Genomic DNA, 25,202 nt, shown 5'->3' with positions numbered 1-25,202 from the left:
GTGGACTTCGATCTCTTGGGGCCACTGCCTACCGGCACTACGGTGTTGGAAGCGAGCGCCGGAACCGGCAAGACCTACGCGATCGTCGGACTCGCGACTCGTTGTGTTGCCGAAGGTCTCGCCGACATATCGCAAGTTCTGCTGGTGACATTCAGTAGGGCCGCCACTCAGGAACTTCGTGAGCGTGCAAGAGAACGGTTCGCCGGAGTGTCTGCAGCACTGGTTGATCCGGAGACTGCGCGGCGGTCGGACGATGATCTGGTGGCATACCTCGCAACGGCGGACGACGAGGAGATCGGTGTGCGGCGTCGTCGACTCCTGCGCGCTCTCGCGGAGTTCGACGCCGGTACCATCACGACCACCCACAGTTTCTGCCAGCGGATGCTCGACGGCCTCGGTATCGCCGGGGAACGTGAGCCGGACACGACTTTCGTGGAATCGGTCGACGACCTGATCAGTGAAGTCGTTTCGGATTTGTACCTCAGCCGCTACAGCCGAACGGACTCGTCTCCACCGTTCTCCACGAAGGACGCGCTGGCTATTGCCCGAAGCGCAGTCGGCGATGGTCAGGCAATTCTCGAACCCGACGGCGAGGAGGAGACCGCGCCCGGTCAGCGAGTCCTCTTTGCGGATGCTGCTCGTCTCGAGGTCGAGCGACGTAAGCGAACCAAAGGAATTCGCGACTTCAACGATCTCCTGACGCTGTTGCACGGCGTATTGACCGATCCGGAATACGGTCCCGTCGCGTGCCGTCGGGTGCGCGAAAAATTCGAAGTCGTGCTCATCGACGAGTTCCAGGACACCGATCCACTGCAGTGGGACATTCTGAGATTGGCCTTCCACGGTCACACCACACTTGTCCTGGTCGGTGATCCCAAGCAAGCTATCTATGCGTTCCGCGGGGCAGAAGTCCTGAGCTATCTCGATGCGGTCGATCAGGCTGATGCACACCAGGAGTTGACCACCAATTGGCGTAGCGATCCAGGGTTGTTGGCGGCACTCGAACACCTCTACGGCGGTGCCGCACTCGGCAACGAAGGCATCGTCGCGCATCCAGTGGAGGCTTCGCACAAGAAGTCCCGGTTGTTCGGCCCGGTGCCGATGCGTGTACGCCATCTGCCGCGAACCGGAGCCGGACCGCTCAATCGTTCAGGATTTCCGGCTGTAGGCAGACTTCGCAGTCGCGTCGCGGACGACGTCGCAGCAGACGTGGTCGGGCTCCTGGGCAGCGATGCCCGCTTGGCCGTCGACGGTGATCCTCGCCCGGTCGAGCCGGGGGACGTCGCGGTGTTGGTGCGCACCCACAAGCAGGTGGCGATGATCCGTGATGCCCTCGATGCCGTAGGTGTACCTTCCGTATTGACCGGCGGGTCCAGTGTTTTCGCAACACCCAGTGCGACGCAGTGGCTGTGGCTGCTGCAGGCGATCGAACAGCCGCACCGGTCGGATCGCGTCCGGTTGACCGCGCTTTCGCCGATTTTCGGACGCACCTCCGAAGAACTGAACGCCGACGGAGACAACGTCGTGGCGGAACTGGCGGGTCAACTGCGCTCGTACTCCGGGTTGTTCGCACGCGTCGGGTTCGCGGCCGTGTTCGAAAGGATCTCCGCCGAAACGAATCTGGAGAAGCGTGTACTCGCGGCTCCGTCCGGCGAACGAGATTTCACCGATCTGCGGCACGTCGCACAACTCCTCGGTCGCGTCGCCACCGAGGAAGCGTTCGGGTTGAGCGCACTGGTTCGCTGGCTTTCCGACCGGATCAAGGATCCGACGTCCGGGAGTGCGACCGACAGAAGCCGTCGCCTCGACAGTGACGCTGCCGCAGTGCAAATCGCAACCGTGCACGCCACCAAAGGGCTGGAGTTCCCGATCGTCTACGTCCCGTTCAGTTGGGAGAGCGTGGGCGGCTTCAACTCGCCGACGCAGCTGTTGCACGATCCGGAGGGGCGCCGCATCCTCGACGTCGGTGGGCAGGAAGGTCCGGGGTACAACGCCAGGAAGACTGTTGCGGAAGCTGAGGAAGCAGGCGAAGAACTACGACTGCTGTACGTGGCGCTGACCCGAGCACAGTGCCAACTCGTGCTCTGGTGGGCACCCAGCTACGGGACCTCCCGCTCGCCACTGCACCGGTTGATGCTCGGACGTACGCCCGGCATCGCCGAACCTGCTCGGGTAGTGAAGGTGCTCGACGACGGTACGACCGCAGCACGACTCGCGACGTGGCCGGCAGCGGCGTCCGACGTGATCTCGGTGGAACCGGTAGGTCCACATCCACCGTCGCCTGTCCTGTGGTCCGGTGCGGCCGCGGAAGCGACCGAACTGGCCGCGGCGCGTTTCGATCGAGACCTGGACACTCTGTGGCGTCGTACGTCGTACTCGGCACTGACCGCCGGAGCGCACCACGCGGTCACGAGCACCGACAGTGAGGTAGAGGATCCCGAAAAGGACGACGAGCCGGAGGATTCCGTAGACATCGGGACTGTCACCCCTTCGCCCCTGGAGGCGCTGGCTTCACCGATGAACGGCCTTCCGGCGGGCGCCGCATTCGGCACGCTGGTGCACGAGGTGCTCGAGGTGGTGGACACGGCTGCCTCAGACCTGAGAGCGGAACTCGGTATGCGCTGCGCGGAGGCGGTCTCGGTTCGGGCGGCCGAGCTCGACTCCGAAGCACTCGCGGATGCGTTGTTACTGGTGATGCAGACTCCACTGGGATTCGGAACCTTGGCAACGATCGCGCCGAAAGATCGCCTTCCCGAACTCGATTTCGAACTCCCACTGGCCGGTGGCGACGATCCGGTGTCGATGAGTGTCACACTTCGCGGAGTGTCGGAACTGTTGAGGCGCCACCTTCCCTCCGACGACATCCTTGCGTCCTACGCCGACCATCTCGACCGCGTCGAGACGTCACCGATGCGCGGGTTCCTGACGGGCAGTATCGACGCCGTCCTCCGGATCCCGGGCCCGTCGTTCGTGATCGTCGACTACAAGACCAACCGGCTCGGACGCGGCGATCTGACGGCTGCCAACTACACGCGTGAACTCATGGCGACGGAGATGATGCGCTCGCACTATCCCTTGCAGGCTTTGCTGTATTCGGTTGCGCTGCATCGGTATCTGCGGTGGCGACTGCCCGACTACGATCCGCATCTCCATCTCGGAGGAGCGCAGTATCAATTCGTGCGTGGGATGCTCGGCCCGGACAGTCCGCCGGAATGTGGTGTATTCGAATGGAAACCGCCTGCTCAGCTGACGGTTGAACTATCGGATCTGCTGGCCGGTCTCGATGCATCCAACACGGCAGGGGAGAAGACCCGATGACCGAGGCGCAATTGGCGCAGCGCGCCAAAGGGATCGTGCGAATCTTCAACGAAGCTGGGGTTCTGCTTGCCGCTGACGTCCATGTCGCGACGCGGGTGTGCAGCCTGGGCGGTGAAACTTCCGAGAAAGTGATGCTGGCCGCGGCGTTGGCAGTGCGGGCCGTGCGATCAGGTTCGGTGTGCCTCGATCTCCGACGGATGCGTGATGTGAGCGTCGACAATGCGACGGAAGACGAACTTGCGTCGTTGCCGTGGCCCGAACCGTCGGAGATCGTTGCCGCCCTTCGGCTGAGCCCTCTGGTGATCGGCGGCAACGCCGGACCTCTCAGACCGCTCCGGTTGGTCGACACCGACGACGGTGAGCTTCTCTACCTCGATCGGTACTTTCTGCAGGAGCAGACGATTCGGCGAGTGCTCGACGAGCGTGCGTCCACGTGGCCGCCCGCCGACCTGAAAGCGGTCCGAACGCGCCTGGATTCGTTGTTCGTCGACGAGCACGGGCCGACCTCCGCCCCTGATCGTCAACGAATAGCCGCTGCTCTCGCCGCGACACAGTGGACGACGGTCATCGCCGGTGGGCCCGGAACCGGCAAAACCCATACGGTCGCACGTATTCTCGCTCTCCTGTCGGAGGAACTGGGTTCGAATGCTCGCATCGGGTTGGCAGCGCCGACGGGCAAGGCCGCAGCACGTCTGCAAGAGTCCGTACGTGAGCAGACCGCGAGCCTTGGCCTTCCCGAAGAACTCGCGGCCATGACCTTGCACCGGCTACTCGGTTGGCAGCGGGGGAGTTCGAGTCGTTTCAAATACAATGCGACCAACAGACTTCCCTACGACGTGGTCGTCGTCGACGAGACGTCGATGGTCTCCCTCACCTTGATGGCGCGCCTGCTCGAAGCGGTTCGCCCCGATGCCCGGCTACTGCTCGTCGGCGATCCCGATCAGTTGACCTCCGTCGACGCCGGCGCTGTTCTTGCTGATCTTGTCGCCCGCCCGGTAGAAGTCAGTGGAAATCCGGCGCTGTCACAGTTGGTGGGTGACGATCTCGCGGCAACCGGGGCCGAAGAGGCACTGAGTGTGGACGAGCAGGATCGTCTGCGGGGCGGGATCATTCAACTCTCACGCGGGCGCCGCTTCGACGGAACCATCGCGTCGTTGGCCAGGGCAGTTCGAGCGGGAGATTCCGCTGAGGTTCTGCGTATCCTGCGCAGCGGTGATCCCGCCGTCTCCTTCCATTCTCCCGAGGACGTCGACGCATTGCGCGCCGATATCGTTGCGAGTTCAGAGGTGGTGACGGCGTCGGCGGAAGTGGGTGATGCGATCGGCGCGCTGGAAGGCTTGGAATCGCACCGCCTTCTGTGCGCCCACCGTGACGGACCGTACGGTGTCGGGAGGTGGGCGCAGCAGGCGATGGAGTGGGTCGGCACGGCATCAGGGCAATTCCTGGACCCGACGAGGTGGTATCCGGGCCAACCCCTGTTGGTGACGGCCAACGACTACGAGGCAAAGATCTACAACGGGGATGCCGGTGTGATCGTGCAGCGTGAGGATGGCGTTCCCATTGCCGCGTTCGAGCGGGGGAGTGATGCGTTTCTGATCCACCCGAGCCAACTCTCGTCGGTGCAGACCGTCTACGCGATGACGATTCACCGGAGCCAGGGCAGCCAGTACGACACGGTATCGGTGATGCTGCCGGCCGAGGCGTCGTCACTGCTGACTCGGGAGTTGTTGTACACGGCGATCACTCGCGCCAGAAACCATGTGAGAGTAATCGGCACCGAGGATTCCGTGCGGGCGGGAGTGCAGCGTCAAGTACTCAGGGCAAGTGGGCTGCGTCGTGAGATCCGACCGTACGACGGGCCGTGAACGTCGGATGTTGCGGTTTCCCTTGGTCATACGTTGTATACGACGAACACCTTGCGTACGGTCTCGGTGACCGTCCACATACCCTTCCATCCGATTGGGAAGATTGCACTCGTACCGGCAACGAGATGTACGGGATCGCCGTCGTCCTCCTCCACGGTCATGGCGCCGGAGACGATGGTGATGATCTCGCCGCGGGTGAGGAACTCCCACCGCGACTTTCCTGGTTCGCTCTCCCAGACTCCGGATTGAATGCGCCCGTCGTCGCTGGTGAACTCGACGTCAGCGCGCGTGATGATGTCTCCGCTGAGTGGTTCGGCGCTGGGTTGGCCAAGCAGTGCTTGTTGAAAGATCCCGTTTGCGCTGTCCAACTCTGCGGCGCGGAAGGTAATGGTCACAATCTGATCCTGACTTTCGTATCTCGCGTGAATCATCGGACTTGTCGATGATGTCGTGTGTCTACTGCGCCGAGATAGGTTCACTTGTCGCATCTTTCGGCAGTTCGCTCGTACAGATGTCGAAAGGGCGATCGGCCACCACTCAACCGGGGATCAGAGACCCGGCTCGCGCCGAAACATGAGCGAGCCCATGGTAAACGGCCCCGCGTCGGTGATTTCGAACGAGGGTGATCGGTTGTGGGGCCTCAGGTAATGGTCGTGGTCAACGAGGTGATGAAGCGCTCGGCTGCGGCGTCGACCTCGGCATCAGGGGTGAGCAACCTCTGCAGCAACAGTCCTCGCAGACATGCGGTTGCAATGACGCTCTGCTGCTGTGCATCCACCACGGTGAATCCATCGCGAAGGGCTGCTGCTTCGAGGAGGTGGGCCAATTCGTCGAGGTCGGCGGCGAAATCTTGAAATGCGTTGTGCTCGTAAACCGCAAGTCCGGCCAGGTGAAAAAAGGTGCGGCTTCGGTCTTCATGCTCGGCGTTCGAGTAAAAGCTCCAGATCGCCCTGCACAGGGCCGCGAATCCGAGATCTTTGCCCATCGCGGCGATGACGAGGTTGTCGCGGCGGCGCGCTTCCGACAGCACGGCGCTGAGGAGACCCGGTCGTGATCCGAAGTGATAAGTCAGCAGCGTGTGGTGCACTCCGAGTCGCTCCGCTACTTGGCGCATCGACAGCTTCGGACTTGGGCCGGTTTCACCGAACTCGTCGAACAGTGCCTGTAACAGTCGCTCTCGACCCTCCCCAACCGGCGATCTCACGTTACCTCCATTGACGGGTTCACCACTGTTGAGTACGGTACCGCATATCGAATTCACCAGTGTTTAGGAAAGAGGTTTTCTCATGCTCGGGAGGTCCCTTTGACTGACGTATGGTTTGCCGGCGGCAAGGTCGCGGATGGATCGGGCACCGACCCGGTCGAAGTCGACGTGTGCGTGAGCGACGGCATTGTCACCGCGATCGGACAGGCGCCGTCGGGTGCGAGGACAGTCGACCTCGACGGCATGCTTCTGACTCCGGGGCTCATCGATGCCCATGTCCACCTGGGCCTTTCGAGCCCGATACGACGGCAATTCGGGTTTGAGCTCTCGGCGGCCGAACTCGCTGCGGACATCTTCGGCGCTGCCGGCCAGGCCCTCGACGCAGGCTTCACCACGGTGCGAGACGTCGGTGGCATCGACGGCGGAGTCGTCGACGTCATCGCCGGCGGCAAGGTTCGTGGTCCGCGTGTCCTCTCGTGTGGTCCGGTGCAGTGCCAGACCGGCGGGCACGGCTACTACGGGGCTTCGTGGGAACCGACTGAGCTGTGGAACATGCATCACCTCCCCGGGCTCTGCGCCTTGTCTTTGATGTCCGGCAACGCCGACGAGCTACGACGCAACGTGCGCGAGTCGTTCCGCCGAGGCGCAACATTCCTGAAGCTGTGCGTCACCGGCGGTGTCGTCGGAGGCCACGACCGCCTCACCGACACACAGTTCACCGTCGAGGAAATCTCCGTGGCAGTGGAAGAGGCAGCGTCGCGCGGCACCTACGTCACGGTGCACGCGCACAACAATGCGGGCATTCGCAACGCAGTGCGGGCGGGAGTCCGGTGCGTGGAACACGGCACCGACATCGACGCGGAGACCGCCCAGCTGATGCGCGAGCACGACGTGGCTCTGGTCCCCACCTTCGCCGTGGTGGAGCAGTTGACGGACACCGCGAGCATGGACCTGGACCCTGCAGTACGAGACCGCGCCGCCGGAGTACGTCAGCGCATGGCCTCGGCACTCGAGGTCTCTCGCGCAGCAGGCCTGAGGATCGGCCTGGGCTCGGACCTCATCGGGCCGCACCAGCAGCGCCGAGGCGAGGAGTTGCGCTTGCGCGCCGAGTTGGAGTCGCCGATGCACGCACTCGTGTCGGCCACCAGCGTCAACGCCGACATCCTCGGTATCGGCGAGACCGTCGGGACTATCCGCGTCGGAATGCAGGCGGACATGGTCGCCTGGCGACGAGATCCGCTCTGCGACGCCAAGGTGTTCGCCGATCCGGACATGGCTGTACTCGTCGTGAAATCCGGCCAGGTAGTGAAGGGAGAGGTTCGATGAGCGCAATGCTGCACGGATGTTTTGCAGACACGGAGTATTTCGAAATAACGGCGAAATCGGGGCACCGCTACGGCGTCTGGGTGACCACACCACCCGGCTACGCGGACTCCACGGATCCCTTACCGCTGATCTACGTGATGGACGGCAACTGGGCTGTGGGTCTGACCGCCCCACTCATCGTCACGCAGGAAGACCCGTATCTGACAATCGCACCGTACATTCAGGTCAGCGTCGGTTATGCCGGTGAGGAAGCCGCCAACTGGGCACGGCTACGCAACCGCGATCTCGTGCCGCCGGGGGAACCGGTAGGCGCCGAGATGGTGGCTACTCTTGCCGCGGCTCGCGACTCCGGTGCAATGACCCAGGAATACGTAGACGCCTATCTCGAGGAGCTCGCAGACACCCATGCGGACGTCTTCCTCGCCTTCCTGACCAACGAACTCCACCCTCGCCTGTGCTCGTCGAAGCTGCGCGTCAGCGAGTCCGGGCACGGCCTTTTCGGTTACTCCTACGGAGGTCTTTTCGCGCTCTACTCATGGCTACGTGACGCGACTCCATTCGCGACCTTCGGTGCGGGTAGCCCCGGAGTTGTGAACGCCGACAGCCAGATCCACACAATGGTCGAGACCCTGCCAATGCGTGGCGTGGGCTCAGTTGTGCCGCAATTGCACGTCACGCTGAACGAAGCCGAACTGACGGGGCCCATTCCGATCTACCGCGGACTGGCACGAAACGTTCTCGCTGTCGTGGAGGAGCTGCACGGCAAGGGGTGGTCGCAGGATGTTTCGACCGCGTTGTTGCACGAGACGCACGTCACCGGGCTGCAGGCATCGTTCCTGAGCTACTTGAAGAAATGCCATGCACGGTAGCTGCTCGTCCCGGAGACGATGTCCACGCTGACACGTTCGACGAGGAGCTTCCCGTCGCCGCTGTGCAAGAGAAGTCGGCTGTGGGTGTCCACCACGTGGTGGACACCCACAGCCGTGTCTATTCAGTTGTCGCGGCTATCGATTCTCCAAGCCGGACAACACTTCTAACCCATGACTGTCCCGGTCGACTCGGCATTGGGTGCCCGAAGCCGGGAGAATGCGCCGAGGTTGATTTCGAGCCCGGTGTGCATTCCGATGTAGGTCACGGGATCAGCGTCGTGATCGTGTCCGGCTTCCACCTGGTCGATGATCCTCGACATGAGGCGTCCAGCGATGGGTGCATTCTTGAATTGGTTTCCGCTGGTGCCCATGGCGACGTAGAACCCTCGTCTGTCTGTCTTGTCGTAGATCGGGGTCCAGTCAGATGCTGCGTCGTACACGCCGGCAATACCTTTCGGTTGTGACGGGACTTCCAAGCTGGGGAAACGTCTGGCGGCGCGGAAAACTTGCGCTTCGAACCGGGCAACAGTGCGATTCGGGTTCGCGGTGTCAGGATCGTCGATCCACTCGAGCGGATCGCACTCCGGTTCGGTTCCGCCGACAAGGAAGCCGTTTCCGGGTTCGGCTCGCATGTAGGTTCCGAGATCCAAATCGGCGATCATCGGGCCGAGGATCTCGCCGTCGTTGTACCCAGTGGGTGCGGTGACATGATGGACTTCCTGACGCAAGGGCCGAACCGAAACCTTGAAGTCGGACCCGACATTCGAAAGCTTGTTGAATGCTCCCGACCAGGGGCCGGCAGCGTTGACGACAATATTGGATTTCACAATTTCCCCGTCGTCGAGCCCTAGCTGCCAGCTGTCGTCAGCCAACTGCTCGACTGCCACTACACGCGTGTTGTAAGTGAAAACCGCACCGTGCGAACGAGCTGCCGCAGCAAGATTCGCGGCGGCCAGTTGCGGGTCGTCGACAAACCCCGCCTGCGGTGTGTACAGCGCGCCGAGCGTGGTTTCCGCATCTGCGAAGAAGGACTCCGAGTCGACTGGCTTCGGCGGATAGTATTTACCTGCGTCGATACCGGGAATCTTTTCGACGAGTGTCGTTGCGTCCCAAAGTTGGTAGTCGATTCCGATCTTCTCGAACAGTCCAATCGTGCGCGCGTGGGGTGCGACGTCGACATCGAGCAGTGCCATCCCGCATTGCCGAAACTTCGCAAGCGCGCCGTCGACTGTCGCGTTGAGATGCTCGTTCCAGTTCTGCCAGCAATGCAGCGACTCCCAAGCCGCAGCCATACCGTCGAATGTGGAGTAGTTGAACCGGATAACCGCACTGGATGCACTGGTCGAGCCGTAGCCCGGACCACCAGACTTGTCGATGACCAGGACTTCGTAGCCTCTAGCGGCCAATTCGTAGGCGATGGAGCTGCCGATTACTCCAGCTCCGACCACAACTGCATCGGTCTTGTCGGTAGGCACTTTCGGCCCCTCTTTCTACTGATGGCTTCGCCGGATCGAAAGCGCAGCTATTCGATCCGGCGAGCTTGGGTTCTGGTAATTCCGACGCCGTCGACTTCCTCTGGAGACCCGCATCCCGACTTCTCGGATTCGGCTCTGCCTTAATGGATTTGGTACCTGAAAGTCCAGAGGTGTCCGTCTTCCTCAACTCTCTCGTGGCGGCCATCGGAACGCTATCGACAGCTGCTCAAAAAATCACAGCCGTGGCGCGTCCGTTGTCAGAAATGTTTCGTCGAGCTGCCCCGCGTGGCAGACCAGTCTTTCGATTCCGGAATCCCTCGCCACAGAATGGGAAGTGCGATCAAAGCGATGGCGGTCGCGTAGAAGGCAGGCGACAGATCGCTTCCAGTGGCGTTGACCAGTGCTGCGCACACCAGCGGCGCAGTTCCTGCAAAGAGCGCATATGCGATGTTGTAGGGGATTGCCGTGCCGGTGAATCGAGCATGCGTCGGCATCATTTCGAGGATTACGAGCAAAGCGGACGCGAGTAGGGAAAGCGCGATGACCAGAGCAGCCAGTGCAATGGCAATCGCGAAAATGTTTCCGGTGCCGATGAGCATGTAGCTGGGCACCGAAACGAAAACTGACATCACCATGCCGATTCTGACGAGAGGTCTCCGGCCGATTCGGTCGACTGTGGCGCCGAAGAAGATGAACAGCGGGACTGCGAGAACCAAAGCGCCGGTTGTCATCAGCAGGGCAACCGTGCTCGGAACATCGGCTGAAATAACCAGGAATGTCGGCATGTAACCGAGCAGCATATGAGTAACGACACCGAGCGAGGCGAAATACACGAAGGACGTGAGCAGAGTCCGCCAGTGATTGCGGAACAGATCTGCGAGTGGGCGAGTGGGAAGGGAATCGTTTTCTTGCATTTCCTTGAAAGCCGGAGTTTCCTCGACCGCAAGCCTCATGAACAGTCCCACCATGGCGACAACGCCTCCGATGATGAACGGCCAACGCCATCCCCCGTCGGCAAAGGACTCAGTGCCGACCAAGCTGAATGACAAGACTGTGACCGTGGCCAAGATACTGCCGACGAACGACGAAGAGCTGATAATCCCTGCGTACAAGCCTCGGCGGTGAGACGGCGCATGTTCGACGACGAAGGTTGCCGCTCCGGTGTATTCGCCGCCGGCCGAGAATCCTTGAACCAAGCGACAGAGCAGCAGCAACAGCGGTGCTGCAACACCGATCGAAGCGTAGGTCGGTAGGAGACCGATAGCCGCTGTCGAGCAGCCCATGAGCGTAATAGCCAGGGACAGTGACCTCCGTCGGCCGAGGCGGTCACCCAGTCTTCCGAAGAATATGCCGCCGGCAGGTCTGGCCAAGAATGCGACTCCGTAAAGAGCGAAGGTGGCAAGCAGTGCGCCACTGCCGAACTCCGGAGGGAAGAACACTGTCGCGAGAACTGCGGCAGTGAAACCGTAGATCGTGAAATCGAACCATTCGACGATGTTGCCTGTCGCGCCGGCAATCAGGGCCCTACGGCGCGCCGATCGACGTCCGGGTGACGTCTCGGTTTGATGCTCTACAGGAGCATTTGCTGTGCCGGTCATGATGATTCCTCTCGGGATATGCTGAATAGCAACGGTTTTGCGACGTCACGGTGGCCGATGTCGTTCGGAGGCATGCGAAATTGAAAGAGGCCGACCGGACCCACGTTGATCTGGCGAACGGAGGTTGCGATCGATTCCGGATCAGGGACAACGCTTTCTCACGCGAGAGCGTGTCGGCTGGCTTCGGCCCACAATGCAAATCTCACGGCTGCAACGAATCTCGTCGCTGTCGTGCAACCTGTCGTTGCTGGGTATGCCTGGTCGCGGGCCGAGCGAACACGTTCCGGGTCTCATGTGCTTCGGCATGTAGCGAGCTTATGGCGCGAAAGTTAGTTGCATCACTGTCATTCGTTCAAATTGTCGCGGACGAATTTAGTCATATGTTGCAAAGCGGAGAGTTCGACTCGTACAGTTCGACCATGGCTGGAGAACTACAGCATCTGGTGGATACTACCGGGCGTCGACTGGACCGTTCCGTTGCAATCGATGACGCCCAGATCCGTCTACTCGCGTACAACTCGCACGACAGCGCCGTCGATTCAGTCAGAATGAATTCGGTTCTACAGCGGAATGTTTCACGCGAGATTGTGGACTTCATCTACGCGAGTGGAGGCCGCAAGGCCCTCGATCTCTTCACTGTTCCCGTCAACGAAGAACTAGGGCTGACCCTTGGCCGGGTCGGGATGCCGATCCGATACCGCAATGCGCTGCTGGGCTTCGTCTGGCTGTTGATTTCAGAGGGCGAAGTTGACGAGGATAAGGCCGAGGTCTTGAGGCACACGGCTGATGCGGCGGCGATGATCCTTCATCGCGAACAGTTGCTGGACGAGTTGTCCCGAAGTCGGGAGCGGGAACTCACTCGAGACGTGCTGTCGGGCGAGCGGTCGCTGCGCGAAGACGCGGCAAGCAGATTGGCTGATGAGGGCTTGATGGTTGCGGGTCCAGCAGTCGCGGTGACGATGTTGCTCCGCCCCGTGGACCGGTCGACATTGACCGAAAGAGATCGTCTGAGTGTTGCCGTCGGCGTCGATCAGCTTCGGCGGAGGCTCCCGCGGAACAGTGCAATCCAACTCGACCGCCCCGACCACAGTCTGTTGATCGTATCGGTGGGCGAACGCTCGACTCAAACCCATCTGGACTCGCTGATCGTGGCAGCCCGGGAACGAGTCTTGTCTGAAAGTGGGCGCCAGAACATCGAATGTTGGGTTGGTATCGGTGAACCGCGAACCTCGGTTGCAGACGTGCGCGAATCCTACGAAGAGTCCAGACGTTCTGCAGACGTAGCCCAGGTCGTCAAGGTGCTCGGAAATGTTGTGCGTTATCGGGATCTCGGCGTCTACGGACTTCTGGCCGAACTGTCGGAGGATCGACTCGAGAACAGTATTCACTCAGGTTTGCAGTCCTTGCTCTGCCATGAGGACTCAAAAAGCGAGGCTCTTCTCGCGACGCTGGAGAGCTTTTTGGACAATGCCGGTGACGTAAAGCGAACGTCCGAGGCGCTCTGTGTGCATCGAGGGAGCTTGTACTATCGTTTGCGGCGAATTCAGGAGATTACACGCGCAGACTTGGCAAACGGCGACGACCGGTTGGCATTGCATTTGAGTCTGAAAGTCGCGCGGTTGTTAGATCTCCGATGATCCCAACCAAGAAGAGGGGGCTGCGGAAGAATTCAGCGGCTCAACGTAGTTCGCGGCTTTCGATCGTCAAGCGGGATGGTTCTGGGGTGGGAAAGGAAGCGCGTCGTACATCGGCCGGGGTGGGCCAACTTGACCTGCTGAGACGTTCATACGTGTGATCGGGCATCTTCTGTCTTCCTGTCGGCAGATGCGGCGGAGTGCAACTTTTTCGGGCATTGAAAGTGCAGAATCGTCCAGATGGGTGTCGAGCTGCGTGAAGAACGCGCGTTTGTGCAAACCGAAATGACGACGAATTTGGTCTGAGCTCGGTCCCCCGGTGCGTAGATGGTTACGCGCAAACTGGACTATTTGTTGCTGACTGCAAACAGAGGAATTCGCGTCCATTCCCGTTGGCTCCCTTTACGGTTGGATTGGATCAGATACGTGAGTCGGTGTGATTTTTACGCACCTCTTCACTGCAGGTCTGGTCTGATCTTTCCGAAATTGGAGGCGTGGAGATATGTGTAGTTGTTCGAGATCGTTCTTCCGAAATTGAACAAATGCGGAAGACTGGATTGTGGCCATTGATGGCTGCTCGTCGATCCGCTTACTTGTTGCTGAGCTGGCTCGTCAGTACGACACGGTATCGGCGATGTTGCCGGCCTATCGCCAAATGGTGAAATGGTTTTGCCAGGAGAACGACACGTTTTTGCCGGCATTCGAGACGACGACTCCGCGCGGATCGACCTCTGGGGGAAGGGGAACCGACCACATCATCTTTCCGTCGCGAGCCCTGATCGAATGCATTCCGGTGTAGTCGCTGAAGACGAAGTGGTCGCCATCGGTTACCCCGCTGCGAACCCAGTACGCGTCTTGCCAGGGTGTCTGCCACAACTGTCGACCACTCTCGATGTCGAGACCCGAGATTGTTCGAGTCTCGGGAGACGTGACCATGATTGTTTTTCCTACCACTGCGACGATGGCGCTTCCCGTCCCGGCCATCGCGGTGTTGACGATTTGTGAACTGCGCCAAAGTTCGTCACCGGAGTTCGGGTCGTAGGCGCCGTCGCCGAGAAACATCGGCAGGCCCGTCGAGGACTTATTTGGGTAGGACGACGATGAGTACGAGGGAATCGGTATCGCACGAATCGTGGATCCATCGGAAGCCAAGAGGTTTTGGGTTCCTGCATAACCTGACCTGCCGCCGACACTGGTGAGGAACAATCCATTCCCGGCCGGGACAAGCGAATCGCCCTCGAATCGGAATCGTTCGGCGCCGGACTGCAGATCGTAGATTCGATAGCGGTACTGTGGGTCCCCGCCGTCGCCCTGTTCCATGGAAATGACAGTGTCGGTGTGAGGGACCGTGTAGACGGCTCCGAACTTCTCACTTGGTTCGAAGGTACGCACGAAGTTGGCCGTCAAATTGGTTGTGGTGCCGCTGGCAAGAATTCGCGTTCGAACGGTTCCGTCCGTCCTTTCGCCGGACGTGTACACGGTGTCTCCTGTGATGGTGGCGCCATTGAGATCGAAGTCAGTCCCGAGGTCGGACATCAGAGTTCCGGTCGCGGTATCGACAAAGATCATCCGTCGATCGCCCCAGCACGCGATGATCGTGGATTCGTTCTGCTGACTGCACTGGCCGATGACTCCGCCGATTCGCGTTTTCCACAGTGGATTTCCGTCGTCGGGATTCACCCCGACGAGTGTGACGGCACCGACTCCCTGACTCGACGAAGACTCGTCGGTCTTGGGAAGCGGATAAGCAGTCGCGGCCACCAGCACATCACCGACTTGGTACGTGTTGCCGTAGCCGTAGTAGCTATCGAGCGTGGAAGGCATCGACAGCAGTACGTCACCCGGGTTGTCCGTGAGCGCTCGGACATCGAGTTCCCAGGCTTGTTGCGGAGGATCGGAGAGGTCCACGTCGACAACGCCCTGTTCGACGATCGGACCGCCTGTCTTCGGCGATGCAACCTCGTTCGAGTCTGAGAGTGCCGATACGACGATGAAAGCGATTGCCACGATCAACGCGAGTCCGAGGGCGATCAGTTTCCAGTGTTCCTTCAACCGAAGCTGCATCGAAAGACCGTAACCGATCGAGCAAACTGATCGGTTCGTTTCGGAGGTGGCTGGCTTGATCCGTGCCTCGAGATCGAGCCACTGCCTGTCGCGTCAGGGCCGGGCAAGTTCGATTTCTGTCGGTTCGGTCGACGAATTGGGATCCGACCAGAGATCGTGATCGGTGTGACGAAGTGTGGTGGCCCCGCACACACGAGACCACCACACCGACAGTGTCAGACGTAAGGCGAGTACGCCGGCAGATCCAACTGACCGTTGCCGGACAGTCCGATCACGATCACCTCGGGTTCTGTGACGGCACGGGCGTGAGCGATGGCGCCGGCAACCGCGTGGGTTGATTCCGGAGCCGGGATGATTCCTTCGGCGCGGGCGAAAATCAGACCGGCCTGGAGTGCGTCGTCCTGATCGACGGCAATCGCGTCCATGAGGCCGAGGTTGACCGCATGCGAGACCATCGGCGACATGCCGTGGTAGCGGAGGCCACCGGCGTGGATGGCCGGGGGAACGAAGTCCTTGCCAAGAGTGTGCATCTTGAGCAGCGGCGTCAGACCGGCGACGTCACCGAAGTCGTAGCGGTACTCGCCCTGGGTGAGGGACGGGCATGCCGATGGCTCGCAGGCGACCAGGCGAGTCTTGGTGCCTTCGCGAAGGTTTCGTCCCAGGAAGGGGAAGGTGAGTCCCGCGAGGTTGGAACCGCCGCCGGCGCAACCGAACACGGTGTCAGGGACGGCGTCGCCGGCTTCTTCGAGCTGAACCATTGCTTCCTGACCGATCACGGTCTGGTGCAGCATGACGTGGTTCAACACGCTGCCGAGTGAGTAGTGCGTGTTCGGATCCTGCGCAGCGACCTCGACGGCCTCACTGATCGCCATACCAAGCGAGCCTGTGGTGTCGGGATGCGATTTCAGCAGTGCGCGTCCGGCTTCCGTCAGGTCGGAAGGCGACGGGTGACAGATTCCGCCGTACGCCTCCATCTGGATGCGGCGGTACGGCTTCGAATCGAAGGAGGAGCGAACCTGCCACACCTCTACGTCGAGTCCGAGCAGCGCACCCGCGAACGACAGCGACGCACCCCACTGGCCCGCACCGGTTTCGGTGGTCAGCTTGGTGGTTCCTTCGATTGCGTTGTAGTACGCCTGCGCGACAGCAGTATTCGGCTTGTGTGAACCGACCGGGCTGACGCCTTCGTACTTGTAATAGATGCGAGCAGGTGTGCCCAGAGCACGCTCGAGTCGATGCGCACGGAACAGGGGAGAGGGCCTCCACATCCCGTAGATCTCGCGAACCGTCTCCGGGATCTCGATGTAGCGCTCGGTTGCGACTTCCTGCGCAATGAGGTTCATCGGGAACAGCGGCGCCAAGTCCTCGGGGCCGAGCGGCTCACGCGTGCCCGGATGCAGGTGCGGGGGAACAGGCTCGGGGAGGTCAGCCGCCAGGTTGTACCAGTGCGTCGGCACTTTCGACGGGATGGAGACGCCCAAAGGCTCGAGCGAACGGTTGAGTGGGGTGGTGGTCAACTAACTCTCCTTCGTGGATTCGGTACCTGATCTTGGCGGTCGTAGCGACAACGCGTACGGCATTTGCCGGATCGGGGATCCTGGAGAGGAGCCTGCTGGACCACCCGATATCGGTCCGGGCAGCACGCAGTTGCGGCTGACCGTCAGCGGTCGGGCCACCAGAGGTGCGCAGTGAGCAGGGTCACGACCCGATCGTACATCGACACTCGCACCCTGCTCACGTCGGGCTTAGCGAAAAATCATGCACGTCGTAGTTCCGTGCGCCACCAACTTGCCGTTCTTGTCCAGCACCTTGCCCTCTGCGGTCGCGGTACGCCCACCCACATGAATGACACTGCCGTGGGCTGTCAGTTCGTCACCGTCGAGAGGCACCGTGCGGATGTAGTTGAGCTTGAGTTCGAGGGTCGTGTATCCGACGCCCGCCGGAAGCATCGTGTGTACCGCGCAGCCCATGACCGAATCGAGCAGCGTTGCGCAAATGCCGCCGTGGACAGTGCCGAGGGGGTTGCTGAAATCGGCGCGCGGGGTCAGGGCGAAGCTCACGGATCCTTCGTTGACCTCGCGCATCTCCATGCCGAGGAGGCGTCCGATGCTGGGCCGGTCGTTGACCTGTGTCCCCATCCAGCGGAGAAGTTCGAGGCCTGTCATCTGCGCCGGGTCGACGGTCGCGGTTGTCTCGTCACTCATTGTTTCATCCCATCACTATGTAGGTCGTCATACATAACGTAGCGTATGAGTCGACAGGTGTACCGACGGCCGAAGGATCAGTGACATGGCAGAGCTGAGCTCACGTGATCGCATGATTCGCAGTGCGGTCGAATTGATCAGTCGCAACGGCGTCGACGCGACGTCCTTCAGTGACGTCATCAAGCACAGTGGCGCGCCCCGAGGGTCGATCTACCATCACTTTCCAGGCGGTAAGACCGAGCTGATGGTCGAAGCCGTACGCGCGGCCGGTGCGATCATCACCAGGCGAATCAGCTCGGCCGCGGCTACCGGTTCCACAGCCGACGTGATCGAAGCGGTCGGAGACATCTGGCGGCTCAATCTCACGCGCTCGGACTTTGCGATCGGCTGCCCAGTGATTGCCGGCGGGTTGGCGCGTGCCAGTGAACCCGAAGTCGCGGAAGTGTCGGCTGAGGTCATGCTGGGTTGGCAGAAGTTGATCGAATCGCAACTCGAAACTGCGGGTTATCCTGCAGCGCAGGCAAAATCGATGGCAAACCTGACGATCACGTCGGTCGAAGGTGCAGTGGCGGTGTGCCAGACGACTCGAAGTATCGAGCCGCTCGAACAGGTCATCGCTTCGCTGCAGGGGCTCTCGCGCTCTGAAGCTCGGTCCAACTGAGCCTTCGGGGGTTGACTTCGGTCGTCAAGTATCCGTAACTTCATGTAACGGCTAATTGGGCAGGAGTAGGCGATGACACATTGGTTCGACCTCGAACCGGTCGGTGCCGATTTTTTCGACACGGCACCGCATATCTTCACGTATTCGATCGACCTCACCGCCCAACCGGATGACGTCTGGGCTGGTCTGACCGCGGACGAACCGTTGTCGTGGTGCCGGCTGCTCACCAGAGTTCACTACACCTCGCCTCGCCCGTACGGTGTCGGCACGCGACGAATCGCGGAGGTGGGCGGCGGTGCAATGCAGATGCGCGAAAAGTTCATCACCTGGGACGACGAAACGCGTCGGCACTCGTTTTACGTCGAACAATCGAATGTGCCGCTGTTCCAATCCTTTGCCGAGGACTATCGCGTCGACGAACTGGCAGTCGGCTCGAGACTGCAGTGGACCTTTGCATTCTCGCCGCGTCCGAAGCTGTCGCTCGCGGTACGCGGTGGCCTACCGGTCAACTCACTGATCTTCTCGAGCTTCGTGCGCGATACCAAGCGGCACTTCGGTTCTGCGCCCCGCCATTGACCTTCTTTCCCTATTCGTCGCGAGAGGCATCCATGACCACGCTCGGAGAATCGTTGACTTTGCCCTGCGGGCAGATCCTGCGGAATCGGACCATGAAAGCGGCGCTCAGCGAGGCCCTGGGTGACCGGGCACACGGACCGTCCACCCGCTTGGAAACGTTGTACGGGCGTTGGGGCAGTGGCGGGTTCGGGTTGCTGATCACCGGCAATGTCATGGTCGATCGAACGCAGATCGCCGAACCGGGCAACGTCGTCGTCGACGACGATCGAGATGCCGAAGCGCTGACTTCCTGGGCCAAGACTGCCAAGAACGGCGGCGCCGAGATCTGGATGCAGCTGAACCACCCAGGGCGACAATCCAACCCGATTGCCAGCAGAGGTCGACCGGTCGCCCCCAGCGCGATCGCGCTGAAAATTCCGGGCATGGCGACGCCGCGAGAACTCTCGACTGCCGAGATCGGCGAGATCATCGACAAGTTCGCGGAAACTGCTCGCATCGCCGAGTCGTCCGGATTTGGTGGCGTGCAGATACACGCAGCGCACGGTTATCTTGTTGCGCAGTTCCTTTCGCCGTTGTCCAATCAGCGGACGGACGAGTGGGGCGGAGATCCTGAGCGTCGACGACGCTTTCTCATCGAGATCGTTCGGCGCATACGCTCTACCGTTGCGCCGGGATTCGCGGTGTCGGTCAAACTCAACTCGGCTGATTTCCAGCGCGGCGGGTTCTCGGAAGACGAGTCGCGAGAAGTAGTGCGCGCGTTGACCCAAGAATCCGTCGATCTCATCGAGATCAGCGGTGGCAGTTATGAATCGCCGGCCATGATGGGTAAAGCGCAGAAGCAGAGCACTCGCGATCGAGAGGCATATTTCCTCGAGTATGCCGAGACAGTTCGAGCGATTGCCGGCGACATTCCCTTGGCGGTCACCGGCGGCTTCCGCTCGCGGTCGGCGATGGTCGAGGCACTCGCTTCCGGCGCGTGCGATGTTATCGGTCTCGGCCGGCCGACGATCACGATCCCGGACGCGGCAACCGTTCTCCTGGAATCGGATCGGGAACGATTGAACGTCCCGACTGTGGAGTTCGGCGCGCGGAAGTTGTTGGGGAAGGTTGCCGACATCTCGATGCTCGACGGTGCACTCGACCTGCAGTGGCACACCGATCAATTGCACCGAATGGGCGACGGAAGCGAGCCGGATCCGGCTCGGCCGTGGTGGAAGACCCTCGGAACGATGGTGAGGCGAAACGGACTCGATGCGCTTCGCCCCACCAAACGAGCGGCTTGATCAGCTCGGCGCACCGATGTTGAGCTCATCGGGATGCGCTCCGACGCGGGTACCGTCGTCGAGCGTGTCGATTTCGCTCAGATCGAGATCGGTGAGTTCGAAGTCGAATACGTCGATGTTCTGAGCGATCCGAGCATCGTGTACGGATTTCGGGATGACGATCAGGCCGTTCTGAAGGTGCCAGCGGATCAGGACCTGCGCGGCAGTTTTGCTGTGGCGATCGCCGATTCGAGTGATGATCGGGTCGGTGAGCAGGGTGTTGGGCTTGGACGCCTTACCCCAACCCGCGTTGCTGGTACCGCCGAGTGGGCTCCACGATTCGACCTTGATCCCGTGCTCGGCGGCCTTGTCGCGAATAGCGTGCTGCGTGAGGTGCGGATGCAGTTCCACCTGATCGACGGCGGGCAACATTCCGCCGCGATCGACGAGGAGCTGCAGATGATGCGGCTCGAAGTTGCACACCCCGATTGCCTTGGCGCGGCCCGATTCCGCGATCTTTTCGAGCGCGTCCCACGTGCGGAGGAGTCGGTCGTTGTCCTGCAGTGGCCAGTGGATCAGGTAGAGATCGACGTAGTCGACGCCCAGCTTGTCGATGCTGCTGTCGAAAGCCTTCAATGCCGGCTCGTAGCCCTGGTCCGCATTCCACAGCTTCGTGGTGAGGAAGATGTCCTCTCGCGCGACGGACGAGTTGGCGATACCTCGTCCGACGCCCTCTTCGTTTCCGTAGGCGGCGGCAGTGTCGATGTGCCGGTAGCCGGCCTCGTCGAGTGCGAACCGCACTGCATGCTCGGTTTCGTCGTTGGTGGCCTGCCAGACTCCGAGGCCGAGTTGCGGGATCGTGGTTCCGGAATTCAGAGTGATGTCAGGATTGCTCATGGATCAAGGCTAGCGATCTCGAGCTTTCCTCGCCTGGGTCAGAGTCGCCCGGGTCAGAGAGTCGTAGCCGAGTACCCGTGCGCCGCTGCAACACTGTCGGACAGGAGTAGACCGTCGTGTGTGCTCAGTCCTGACCCCAGGCCGGGCACTGTCGCGACCGCGTCCTTCCACCCCTTGTCGGCCAATGCGACGACGTACGGAAGTGTCGCGTTGGTGAGTGCGTAGGTGGACGTACGGGGTACGGCTCCGGGCATGTTGGCAACGCAGTAGAAGACCGAACCGTGTACCTGGTACGTCGGATCGGCGTGCGTGGTCGCGTGCGAATCCTCGAAGCAGCCGCCCTGATCGATGGCGATGTCGACCAGGACAGAGCCCGGCTTCATGCGCGCCACCAGGCTGTTGGACACGAGAGTGGGAGCCTTCGCCCCGGGGACCAGCACGGCGCCGATGACAAGGTCCGCGTCGAGTACTGCCTGTTCCAGTTCGAGGCTGTTGGAGGTGATGGTCTTGACCTGGCCGTGGTACAGCTCGTCGATTTCCCGCAGGCGCGCGATCGACAGATCGAGAACGGTGACGTCGGCCTGCATGCCGTAGGCCACGGCGATGGCGTTCTTACCGGAGACTCCCGCACCGATCACCACAACCTTGGCGGGGCGCACTCCGGGAACGCCGCCCATCAGAACTCCGCGTCCGCCGCCGTGACGCATCAAGTGGTAGGCGCCGGCCTGCGGTGCCAGGCGTCCGGCTACTTCGCTCATCGGGGCGAGGAGGGGCAGTGAACCGTCGGAACCGACAACGGTTTCGTAGGCGATGGAGGTGGTTTTCGACGCCAGAAGTGCGTCGGTGCATTCCTTCGACGCCGCCAGGTGAAGGTAGGTGAAGAGCACCTGATCCTTGCGGAGCCGCGAATACTCTTCTGCAATAGGTTCTTTGACCTTCAGGAGTAGATCTGCGTCCGTCCAGACCTGATCGGCAGATCCGAGGATCTGTGCGCCCGCGGCCTTGAAATCCTCGTCACTGAACGAGGAGCCGACGCCTGCGCCCGTTTCGATGACGACCTCGTGCCCTCGGCCGACCAGTTCGTGGACGCCTGCTGGGCTGATGGCCACGCGGTACTCGTGGTTTTTGATCTCGCGGGGGATTCCGACCTTCATGACACGGCTCCGAACTGAGTCTGTTGTTTCTTCGAATGGCAGGTGCCAAGCATGAAGTTTCGTCGCCAGATAGTGAAGAGAAGTGAAGATAATTCTCTAGGCTGTATCCATGGTGCGCGAAAGTTCAAAAATCGGTATTCAGACGGCCGCCTCGCCGAAGCATGTTCGGGCTGCCGTGAAGTTGGACGAGGTCGACCGGGTTCTGCTCGAAGAGCTGGCGAAAGACGCGAGGATTCCGAACAATGCGCTGGCCGCGATCGCGGGAATCGCACCGTCGACATGCCTCGGCCGTGTGCGCGCCTTGGTGGACAACGGTGTGATCAGGGGATTTCACGCGGACATCGACCCCGCCGCTCTCGGAATGGATCTGCAGGCGATGATCGCTGTTCGATTGCAGGCCAACGCACGGTCGCACCTCAACCGGCTCGGTGACGACTTCGCCAAGCTGGACTCCGTCCTCAACGTGTACTTCGTTGCCGGTGTCGACGACTACATGCTGCACGTCGCGACGACGGATTCGGCGCAGTTGCGTGACTTCGTCGTCAACAATCTCTCGGCACACCCGGCGGTTGCTGCGACCGAGACGATTCTGATCTTCGAACATGTCAGGCCTCGTGGCGGTACTGCCTGATTTGTTCTCACCCGATGGCGGGTCGACGCCCGGACCAGGCGTTATCGAGGAGTTCGTTCAGGCCTGCCGCGGTGATCTCACGCGGGTTCGGATAAGCGGCCGCGGTCGCGAGTTCGACTGCCTTTTCGATTTGATCGTGACGCATTCCCAGTTCTCGCAGAGACGTCGGTCCGCCGCACGCGGTGACGAGGTCGAAAACGCCGGTAGCGGCATCGGATACACCCAGGGCAGTCGCTATTCGCGACATCACTTCCGGGACGGCAGACGCGTTGAACGCCATTGCGTGGGGGAGGACAACGGTGTGGGTAGGGGCGTGCGGCAAACCGAAGCTGCCGCCAAGGGTGTGGCACACCTTGTGATGAATCCCCATACCGACTGTGCCCAAGCAGGTTCCGGCCAACCAAGCCGACTGCAGGAGTTCGGCCCTCTCTTCCAGATTTTTCGGATCATCGACAATGCTCGGCAGCGCACGGGCGATCCCGGAGATCACTTCGATCGCCATCGAGTCGGTGATCGGATTGGACTCGGCTGAATACAACGCTTCAACCGCGTGCGCCATCGCGTTGACGGCGCTGGTGACGGTGGTGCCAAGCGGCAGATCGAGGGTGAGGTCGACGTCGTAGATGACGGTTTCCGGTCTGATGTGGGGCGACGAGCGAGTTGTCTTGCGTCCGTTCTCCGTTTCACCCAACACCGGAGTGGCTTCTGACCCCGCATACGTCGTCGGAACGATGATCTGATCGAACCCCGCTCGTAGTGCGAGTGCCTTGGACAACCCGGTTGCCGACCCGCCGCCGATCGCGACGACGACGTCGACGTGATAGCTCTCGGCAAGTTTCAGCGCGGCTGTCGTGACTTCGATCGGAGTATGCATCACAGCGCCGTCGAAGCGGGCCACCACCATGTCGCCGAGGGATGCGGTGACGGCGGCGGCAACCGCGTTCAGTCGACGACTTGCCAGCACCATCACTCGACTACGGCCGAGTCGCCGCACTTCTTCGGCGATCGTGTCGATCGTCCCTTGACCGAAGACAATTCGAGCCGGTGAAGCGTCGTACGAGAAGGACTTCATGTCATCCTTGCGAAACGGTGGCGTGCATTTCCCAGACGATAACCTCAGCCCCGGTATCGGAGCTGACCTGCTGACCTCCGCCGCCGGATACGCGTACCGCGTCACCTTCTTCGAGCACGCCGACGCCTTCCATGGCGGCCTGACCGTCGGCGACAAAAACATGCAGGAACGGTGCATCCGGCAGGGTCACAGGTTGTCCGGGTTGCAGACGGGCGACGTGCATAGCGGCGTACTTGTTCTTGATCCGGATTGCCGAGTGATCGGCGTACGCGTCCATGCCAGACGCGACGGGAACCAGTCCACCGGCGAGCAATTCGGCGTCGATCTCCAACTGTTCGTAGCCGGGGGTGATTCCGGCTTCATCGGGGATAACCCACATCTGGATGAAGTGAACCGGGTCGCTGTGCTTGGCGGAATGCGTGCCGGCCACGTCACCGAGTCGCCACGAGTCGTTCTTCTCGGAATGCAGGATGCCAGTTCCGGCGCTCATCCGTTGGGCGAGGCCGGGGTAGATGACACCCGAATGACCCATCGAATCCTGATGCACGAGAGAGCCTCTCAGGACCCAGGTGACGATCTCCATGTCCTGGTGTGGGTGGGTGTCGAATCCCATTCCCGGCGTGACGATGTCGTCGTTGTTGACCAGGAGAAGGCCGTGGTGAGTGTTCTTCGGGTCGTAGTGATTGCTGAACGAGAAGGAGTGCTTCGAGTCCAGCCAGCCGGCATTGGACTTGAAGCGATCGCCCGATCGACGGATATCGAGGTTCGGCTGCGACAGAGTGGAGGTCATGGTGTGCCTTCCGAGTGGTGTGGGGAGAGCAAGTTTTCAGAGGACGTGACTGCCGTACATCTCGCCGAGCGGGTCGGCGATCAGCTCGAGTCGAGCGCCGTCGGGATCGCGGAAGTACAACGAAACCTCGCTGTGCTCGATCAGTTCGATGTTGGCCTCGGTCAGTCTGGTGCGCAGCTTCGCCCACTTGGCAGGTTCGACGCTGATCGCGATGTGGTGGAGACCGCCGAGTACTTCTTGGTACGGGCCCACGTCGAGGCCCGGGAAATCGAAGAAGGCCAGGAGATTGCCGTTACCGATGTCGAAGAAGAAGTGCGACGACCCGGGGGAACCACGGTTCTCGATCAATTCGGTGAGCGGGAAGCCGAGGAGATCTTGATAGAACGTCACGGTTCGCTCGACGTCACTGCTGACCAGGGCAGTATGGTGCAGCCCGCGTGCCATCGATGATGGTCGTTTGTCAGCGGGGATCAGATGTCGATCTCTGATCTCGGCACGGCGTTCCTCGAACTGCGCTGCTTTGTCGAACTGCGCTGCTTTGTCGAACTGCATTGCGTTGTCGAACTGCACTGCGTTGTTGTCGCTCATGGCGCCCGCCTCCC

21 protein-coding genes are annotated in these 25,202 nt (G+C 61.2%); 9 read left to right on the top strand and 12 right to left on the bottom strand.

What is annotated here, in order from left to right; all coding sequences use genetic code 11:
- Both G8767_RS16485 and recD read left to right on the top strand, forming a co-directional pair.
- Positions 1-3,318 carry a UvrD-helicase domain-containing protein gene (locus G8767_RS16485; protein WP_166810718.1) on the top strand — a complete coding sequence of 1,106 codons (3,318 nt, stop codon included), beginning with the start codon at positions 1-3 and terminating at the stop codon, positions 3,316-3,318.
- Positions 3,315-5,183 (top strand): exodeoxyribonuclease V subunit alpha, encoded by a 1,869-nt coding sequence (gene recD / locus G8767_RS16480; protein ID WP_166810717.1) that lies wholly within the window; start codon positions 3,315-3,317, stop codon positions 5,181-5,183. Before G8767_RS16485 ends, recD begins: the two co-directional genes overlap by 4 nt.
- 26 nt (positions 5,184-5,209) lie before the next feature.
- Here recD and G8767_RS16475 read toward each other — a convergent pair whose 3' ends face one another.
- Both G8767_RS16475 and G8767_RS16470 read right to left on the bottom strand, forming a co-directional pair.
- Positions 5,210-5,578: a cupin domain-containing protein gene (locus G8767_RS16475; RefSeq protein WP_166810716.1), complete on the bottom strand. Its 369-nt coding sequence runs from the start codon at positions 5,576-5,578 to the stop codon at positions 5,210-5,212.
- Between the two features lie 245 nt (positions 5,579-5,823).
- Positions 5,824-6,387 (bottom strand): TetR/AcrR family transcriptional regulator, encoded by a 564-nt coding sequence (locus G8767_RS16470; RefSeq protein ID WP_166810715.1) that lies wholly within the window; start codon positions 6,385-6,387, stop codon positions 5,824-5,826.
- A gap of 99 nt (positions 6,388-6,486) precedes the next feature.
- Between G8767_RS16470 and G8767_RS16465 the strand changes: the two genes are divergently transcribed.
- Together G8767_RS16465 and G8767_RS16460 are read left to right on the top strand one after the other, a co-directional pair.
- Positions 6,487-7,713, top strand: coding sequence for an amidohydrolase family protein (locus G8767_RS16465; RefSeq protein ID WP_166810714.1), 1,227 nt, complete (start codon positions 6,487-6,489; stop codon positions 7,711-7,713).
- Entirely contained in the window at positions 7,710-8,582 is an 873-nt protein-coding gene (locus G8767_RS16460; protein WP_166810713.1) for an alpha/beta hydrolase-fold protein, read from the top strand. The genes G8767_RS16465 and G8767_RS16460 overlap by 4 nt, the downstream gene beginning before the upstream one ends.
- A gap of 164 nt (positions 8,583-8,746) precedes the next feature.
- Here G8767_RS16460 and G8767_RS16455 read toward each other — a convergent pair whose 3' ends face one another.
- Complete coding sequence (locus tag G8767_RS16455) at positions 8,747-10,057, bottom strand: FAD-dependent oxidoreductase (protein ID WP_166810712.1); 1,311 nt, start codon at positions 10,055-10,057, stop codon at positions 8,747-8,749.
- Positions 10,058-10,314: 257 nt separating this feature from the next.
- Positions 10,315-11,655 (bottom strand): MFS transporter, encoded by a 1,341-nt coding sequence (locus tag G8767_RS16450; RefSeq protein WP_166810711.1) that lies wholly within the window; start codon positions 11,653-11,655, stop codon positions 10,315-10,317.
- Positions 11,656-11,735: 80 nt separating this feature from the next.
- On the opposite strand from G8767_RS16450, the gene G8767_RS16445 reads away from it, so the two are divergent.
- Positions 11,736-13,292 carry a helix-turn-helix domain-containing protein gene (locus G8767_RS16445; protein WP_240952355.1) on the top strand — a complete coding sequence of 519 codons (1,557 nt, stop codon included), beginning with the start codon at positions 11,736-11,738 and terminating at the stop codon, positions 13,290-13,292.
- 642 nt (positions 13,293-13,934) lie between these two features.
- Here the strand turns inward: G8767_RS16445 and G8767_RS16440 are convergent.
- The 3 genes from G8767_RS16440 to G8767_RS16430 form a co-directional block, all read right to left on the bottom strand.
- A complete protein-coding gene (locus tag G8767_RS16440) occupies positions 13,935-15,353 on the bottom strand; it encodes a PQQ-binding-like beta-propeller repeat protein (protein WP_166810710.1) in 1,419 nt (472 codons plus the stop codon).
- 215 nt (positions 15,354-15,568) lie between these two features.
- Positions 15,569-16,870, bottom strand: a complete 1,302-nt coding sequence (locus G8767_RS16435) for a TrpB-like pyridoxal phosphate-dependent enzyme (protein ID WP_003945451.1) — start codon at positions 16,868-16,870, stop codon at positions 15,569-15,571.
- Between the two features lie 228 nt (positions 16,871-17,098).
- A complete protein-coding gene (locus tag G8767_RS16430) occupies positions 17,099-17,557 on the bottom strand; it encodes a PaaI family thioesterase (RefSeq protein WP_003945940.1) in 459 nt (152 codons plus the stop codon).
- Between the two features lie 85 nt (positions 17,558-17,642).
- On the opposite strand from G8767_RS16430, the gene G8767_RS16425 reads away from it, so the two are divergent.
- The 3 genes from G8767_RS16425 to G8767_RS16415 all read left to right on the top strand — a co-directional run bounded on the left by G8767_RS16425 (position 17,643) and on the right by G8767_RS16415 (position 20,077).
- On the top strand, positions 17,643-18,218 hold the full coding sequence (locus G8767_RS16425; protein ID WP_095970956.1) for a TetR/AcrR family transcriptional regulator: 576 nt from the start codon (positions 17,643-17,645) through the stop codon (positions 18,216-18,218).
- A 72-nt stretch (positions 18,219-18,290) separates the two neighbouring features.
- Positions 18,291-18,794 carry an SRPBCC family protein gene (locus tag G8767_RS16420; protein ID WP_166810709.1) on the top strand — a complete coding sequence of 168 codons (504 nt, stop codon included), beginning with the start codon at positions 18,291-18,293 and terminating at the stop codon, positions 18,792-18,794.
- 32 nt (positions 18,795-18,826) lie between these two features.
- Positions 18,827-20,077, top strand: a complete 1,251-nt coding sequence (locus G8767_RS16415; protein ID WP_166810708.1) for an NADH:flavin oxidoreductase/NADH oxidase family protein — start codon at positions 18,827-18,829, stop codon at positions 20,075-20,077.
- Here the strand turns inward: G8767_RS16415 and G8767_RS16410 are convergent, their stop codons facing one another.
- Positions 20,078-20,953, bottom strand: a complete 876-nt coding sequence (locus G8767_RS16410; protein ID WP_166810707.1) for an aldo/keto reductase — start codon at positions 20,951-20,953, stop codon at positions 20,078-20,080.
- 53 nt (positions 20,954-21,006) lie between these two features.
- The gene (gene ald, locus G8767_RS16405) at positions 21,007-22,107 is read right to left on the bottom strand and encodes an alanine dehydrogenase (RefSeq protein WP_019746935.1); all 1,101 of its coding nucleotides are present in this window, start codon (positions 22,105-22,107) and stop codon (positions 21,007-21,009) included.
- A gap of 109 nt (positions 22,108-22,216) precedes the next feature.
- On the opposite strand from ald, the gene G8767_RS16400 reads away from it, so the two are divergent.
- Positions 22,217-22,738 carry an Lrp/AsnC family transcriptional regulator gene (locus tag G8767_RS16400; protein ID WP_019746936.1) on the top strand — a complete coding sequence of 174 codons (522 nt, stop codon included), beginning with the start codon at positions 22,217-22,219 and terminating at the stop codon, positions 22,736-22,738.
- A 7-nt stretch (positions 22,739-22,745) separates the two neighbouring features.
- On the opposite strand, the gene G8767_RS16395 is transcribed toward G8767_RS16400, so the two are convergent.
- The 3 genes from G8767_RS16395 to G8767_RS16385 are packed head-to-tail and all read right to left on the bottom strand — an operon-like array spanning position 22,746 to position 25,152.
- Positions 22,746-23,810: a maleylacetate reductase gene (locus G8767_RS16395; RefSeq protein WP_166810706.1), complete on the bottom strand. Its 1,065-nt coding sequence runs from the start codon at positions 23,808-23,810 to the stop codon at positions 22,746-22,748.
- 1 nt (position 23,811) lies between these two features.
- Complete coding sequence (locus G8767_RS16390; protein WP_166810705.1) at positions 23,812-24,600, bottom strand: pirin-like bicupin family protein; 789 nt, start codon at positions 24,598-24,600, stop codon at positions 23,812-23,814.
- A gap of 36 nt (positions 24,601-24,636) precedes the next feature.
- A complete protein-coding gene (locus tag G8767_RS16385) occupies positions 24,637-25,152 on the bottom strand; it encodes a VOC family protein (RefSeq protein WP_166810841.1) in 516 nt (171 codons plus the stop codon).
- Between the last annotated feature and the right edge of the window lie 50 nt (positions 25,153-25,202).

Source organism: Rhodococcus sp. IC4_135, from assembly GCF_011602025.1.
GTDB lineage: Bacteria > Actinomycetota > Actinomycetes > Mycobacteriales > Mycobacteriaceae > Rhodococcus_F > Rhodococcus_F baikonurensis.
The sequence above is the reverse complement of the archived record's forward strand: the minus strand, read 5'-3'. Positions and strand labels throughout refer to the sequence as shown.

Bases quoted from the DNA above. Each gene is read 5' to 3' on its own strand.
- ald (WP_019746935.1), bottom strand. From the start codon at position 22,107: ATGAAGGTCGGAATCCCCCGCGAGATCAAAAACCACGAGTACCGCGTG.
- G8767_RS16385 (WP_166810841.1), bottom strand. From the start codon at position 25,152: ATGCAGTTCGACAAAGCAGCGCAGTTCGACAAAGCAGCGCAGTTCGAG.
- G8767_RS16410 (WP_166810707.1), bottom strand. From the start codon at position 20,953: ATGAGCAATCCTGACATCACTCTGAATTCCGGAACCACGATCCCGCAA.
- G8767_RS16395 (WP_166810706.1), bottom strand. From the start codon at position 23,810: ATGAAGTCCTTCTCGTACGACGCTTCACCGGCTCGAATTGTCTTCGGT.
- G8767_RS16415 (WP_166810708.1), top strand. From the start codon at position 18,827: ATGACCACGCTCGGAGAATCGTTGACTTTGCCCTGCGGGCAGATCCTG.
- G8767_RS16420 (WP_166810709.1), top strand. From the start codon at position 18,291: ATGACACATTGGTTCGACCTCGAACCGGTCGGTGCCGATTTTTTCGAC.
- G8767_RS16390 (WP_166810705.1), bottom strand. From the start codon at position 24,600: ATGACCTCCACTCTGTCGCAGCCGAACCTCGATATCCGTCGATCGGGC.
- recD (WP_166810717.1), top strand. From the start codon at position 3,315: ATGACCGAGGCGCAATTGGCGCAGCGCGCCAAAGGGATCGTGCGAATC.
- G8767_RS16460 (WP_166810713.1), top strand. From the start codon at position 7,710: ATGAGCGCAATGCTGCACGGATGTTTTGCAGACACGGAGTATTTCGAA.
- G8767_RS16400 (WP_019746936.1), top strand. From the start codon at position 22,217: ATGGTGCGCGAAAGTTCAAAAATCGGTATTCAGACGGCCGCCTCGCCG.
- G8767_RS16430 (WP_003945940.1), bottom strand. From the start codon at position 17,557: ATGAGTGACGAGACAACCGCGACCGTCGACCCGGCGCAGATGACAGGC.
- G8767_RS16450 (WP_166810711.1), bottom strand. From the start codon at position 11,655: ATGACCGGCACAGCAAATGCTCCTGTAGAGCATCAAACCGAGACGTCA.
- G8767_RS16425 (WP_095970956.1), top strand. From the start codon at position 17,643: ATGGCAGAGCTGAGCTCACGTGATCGCATGATTCGCAGTGCGGTCGAA.
- G8767_RS16440 (WP_166810710.1), bottom strand. From the start codon at position 15,353: ATGCAGCTTCGGTTGAAGGAACACTGGAAACTGATCGCCCTCGGACTC.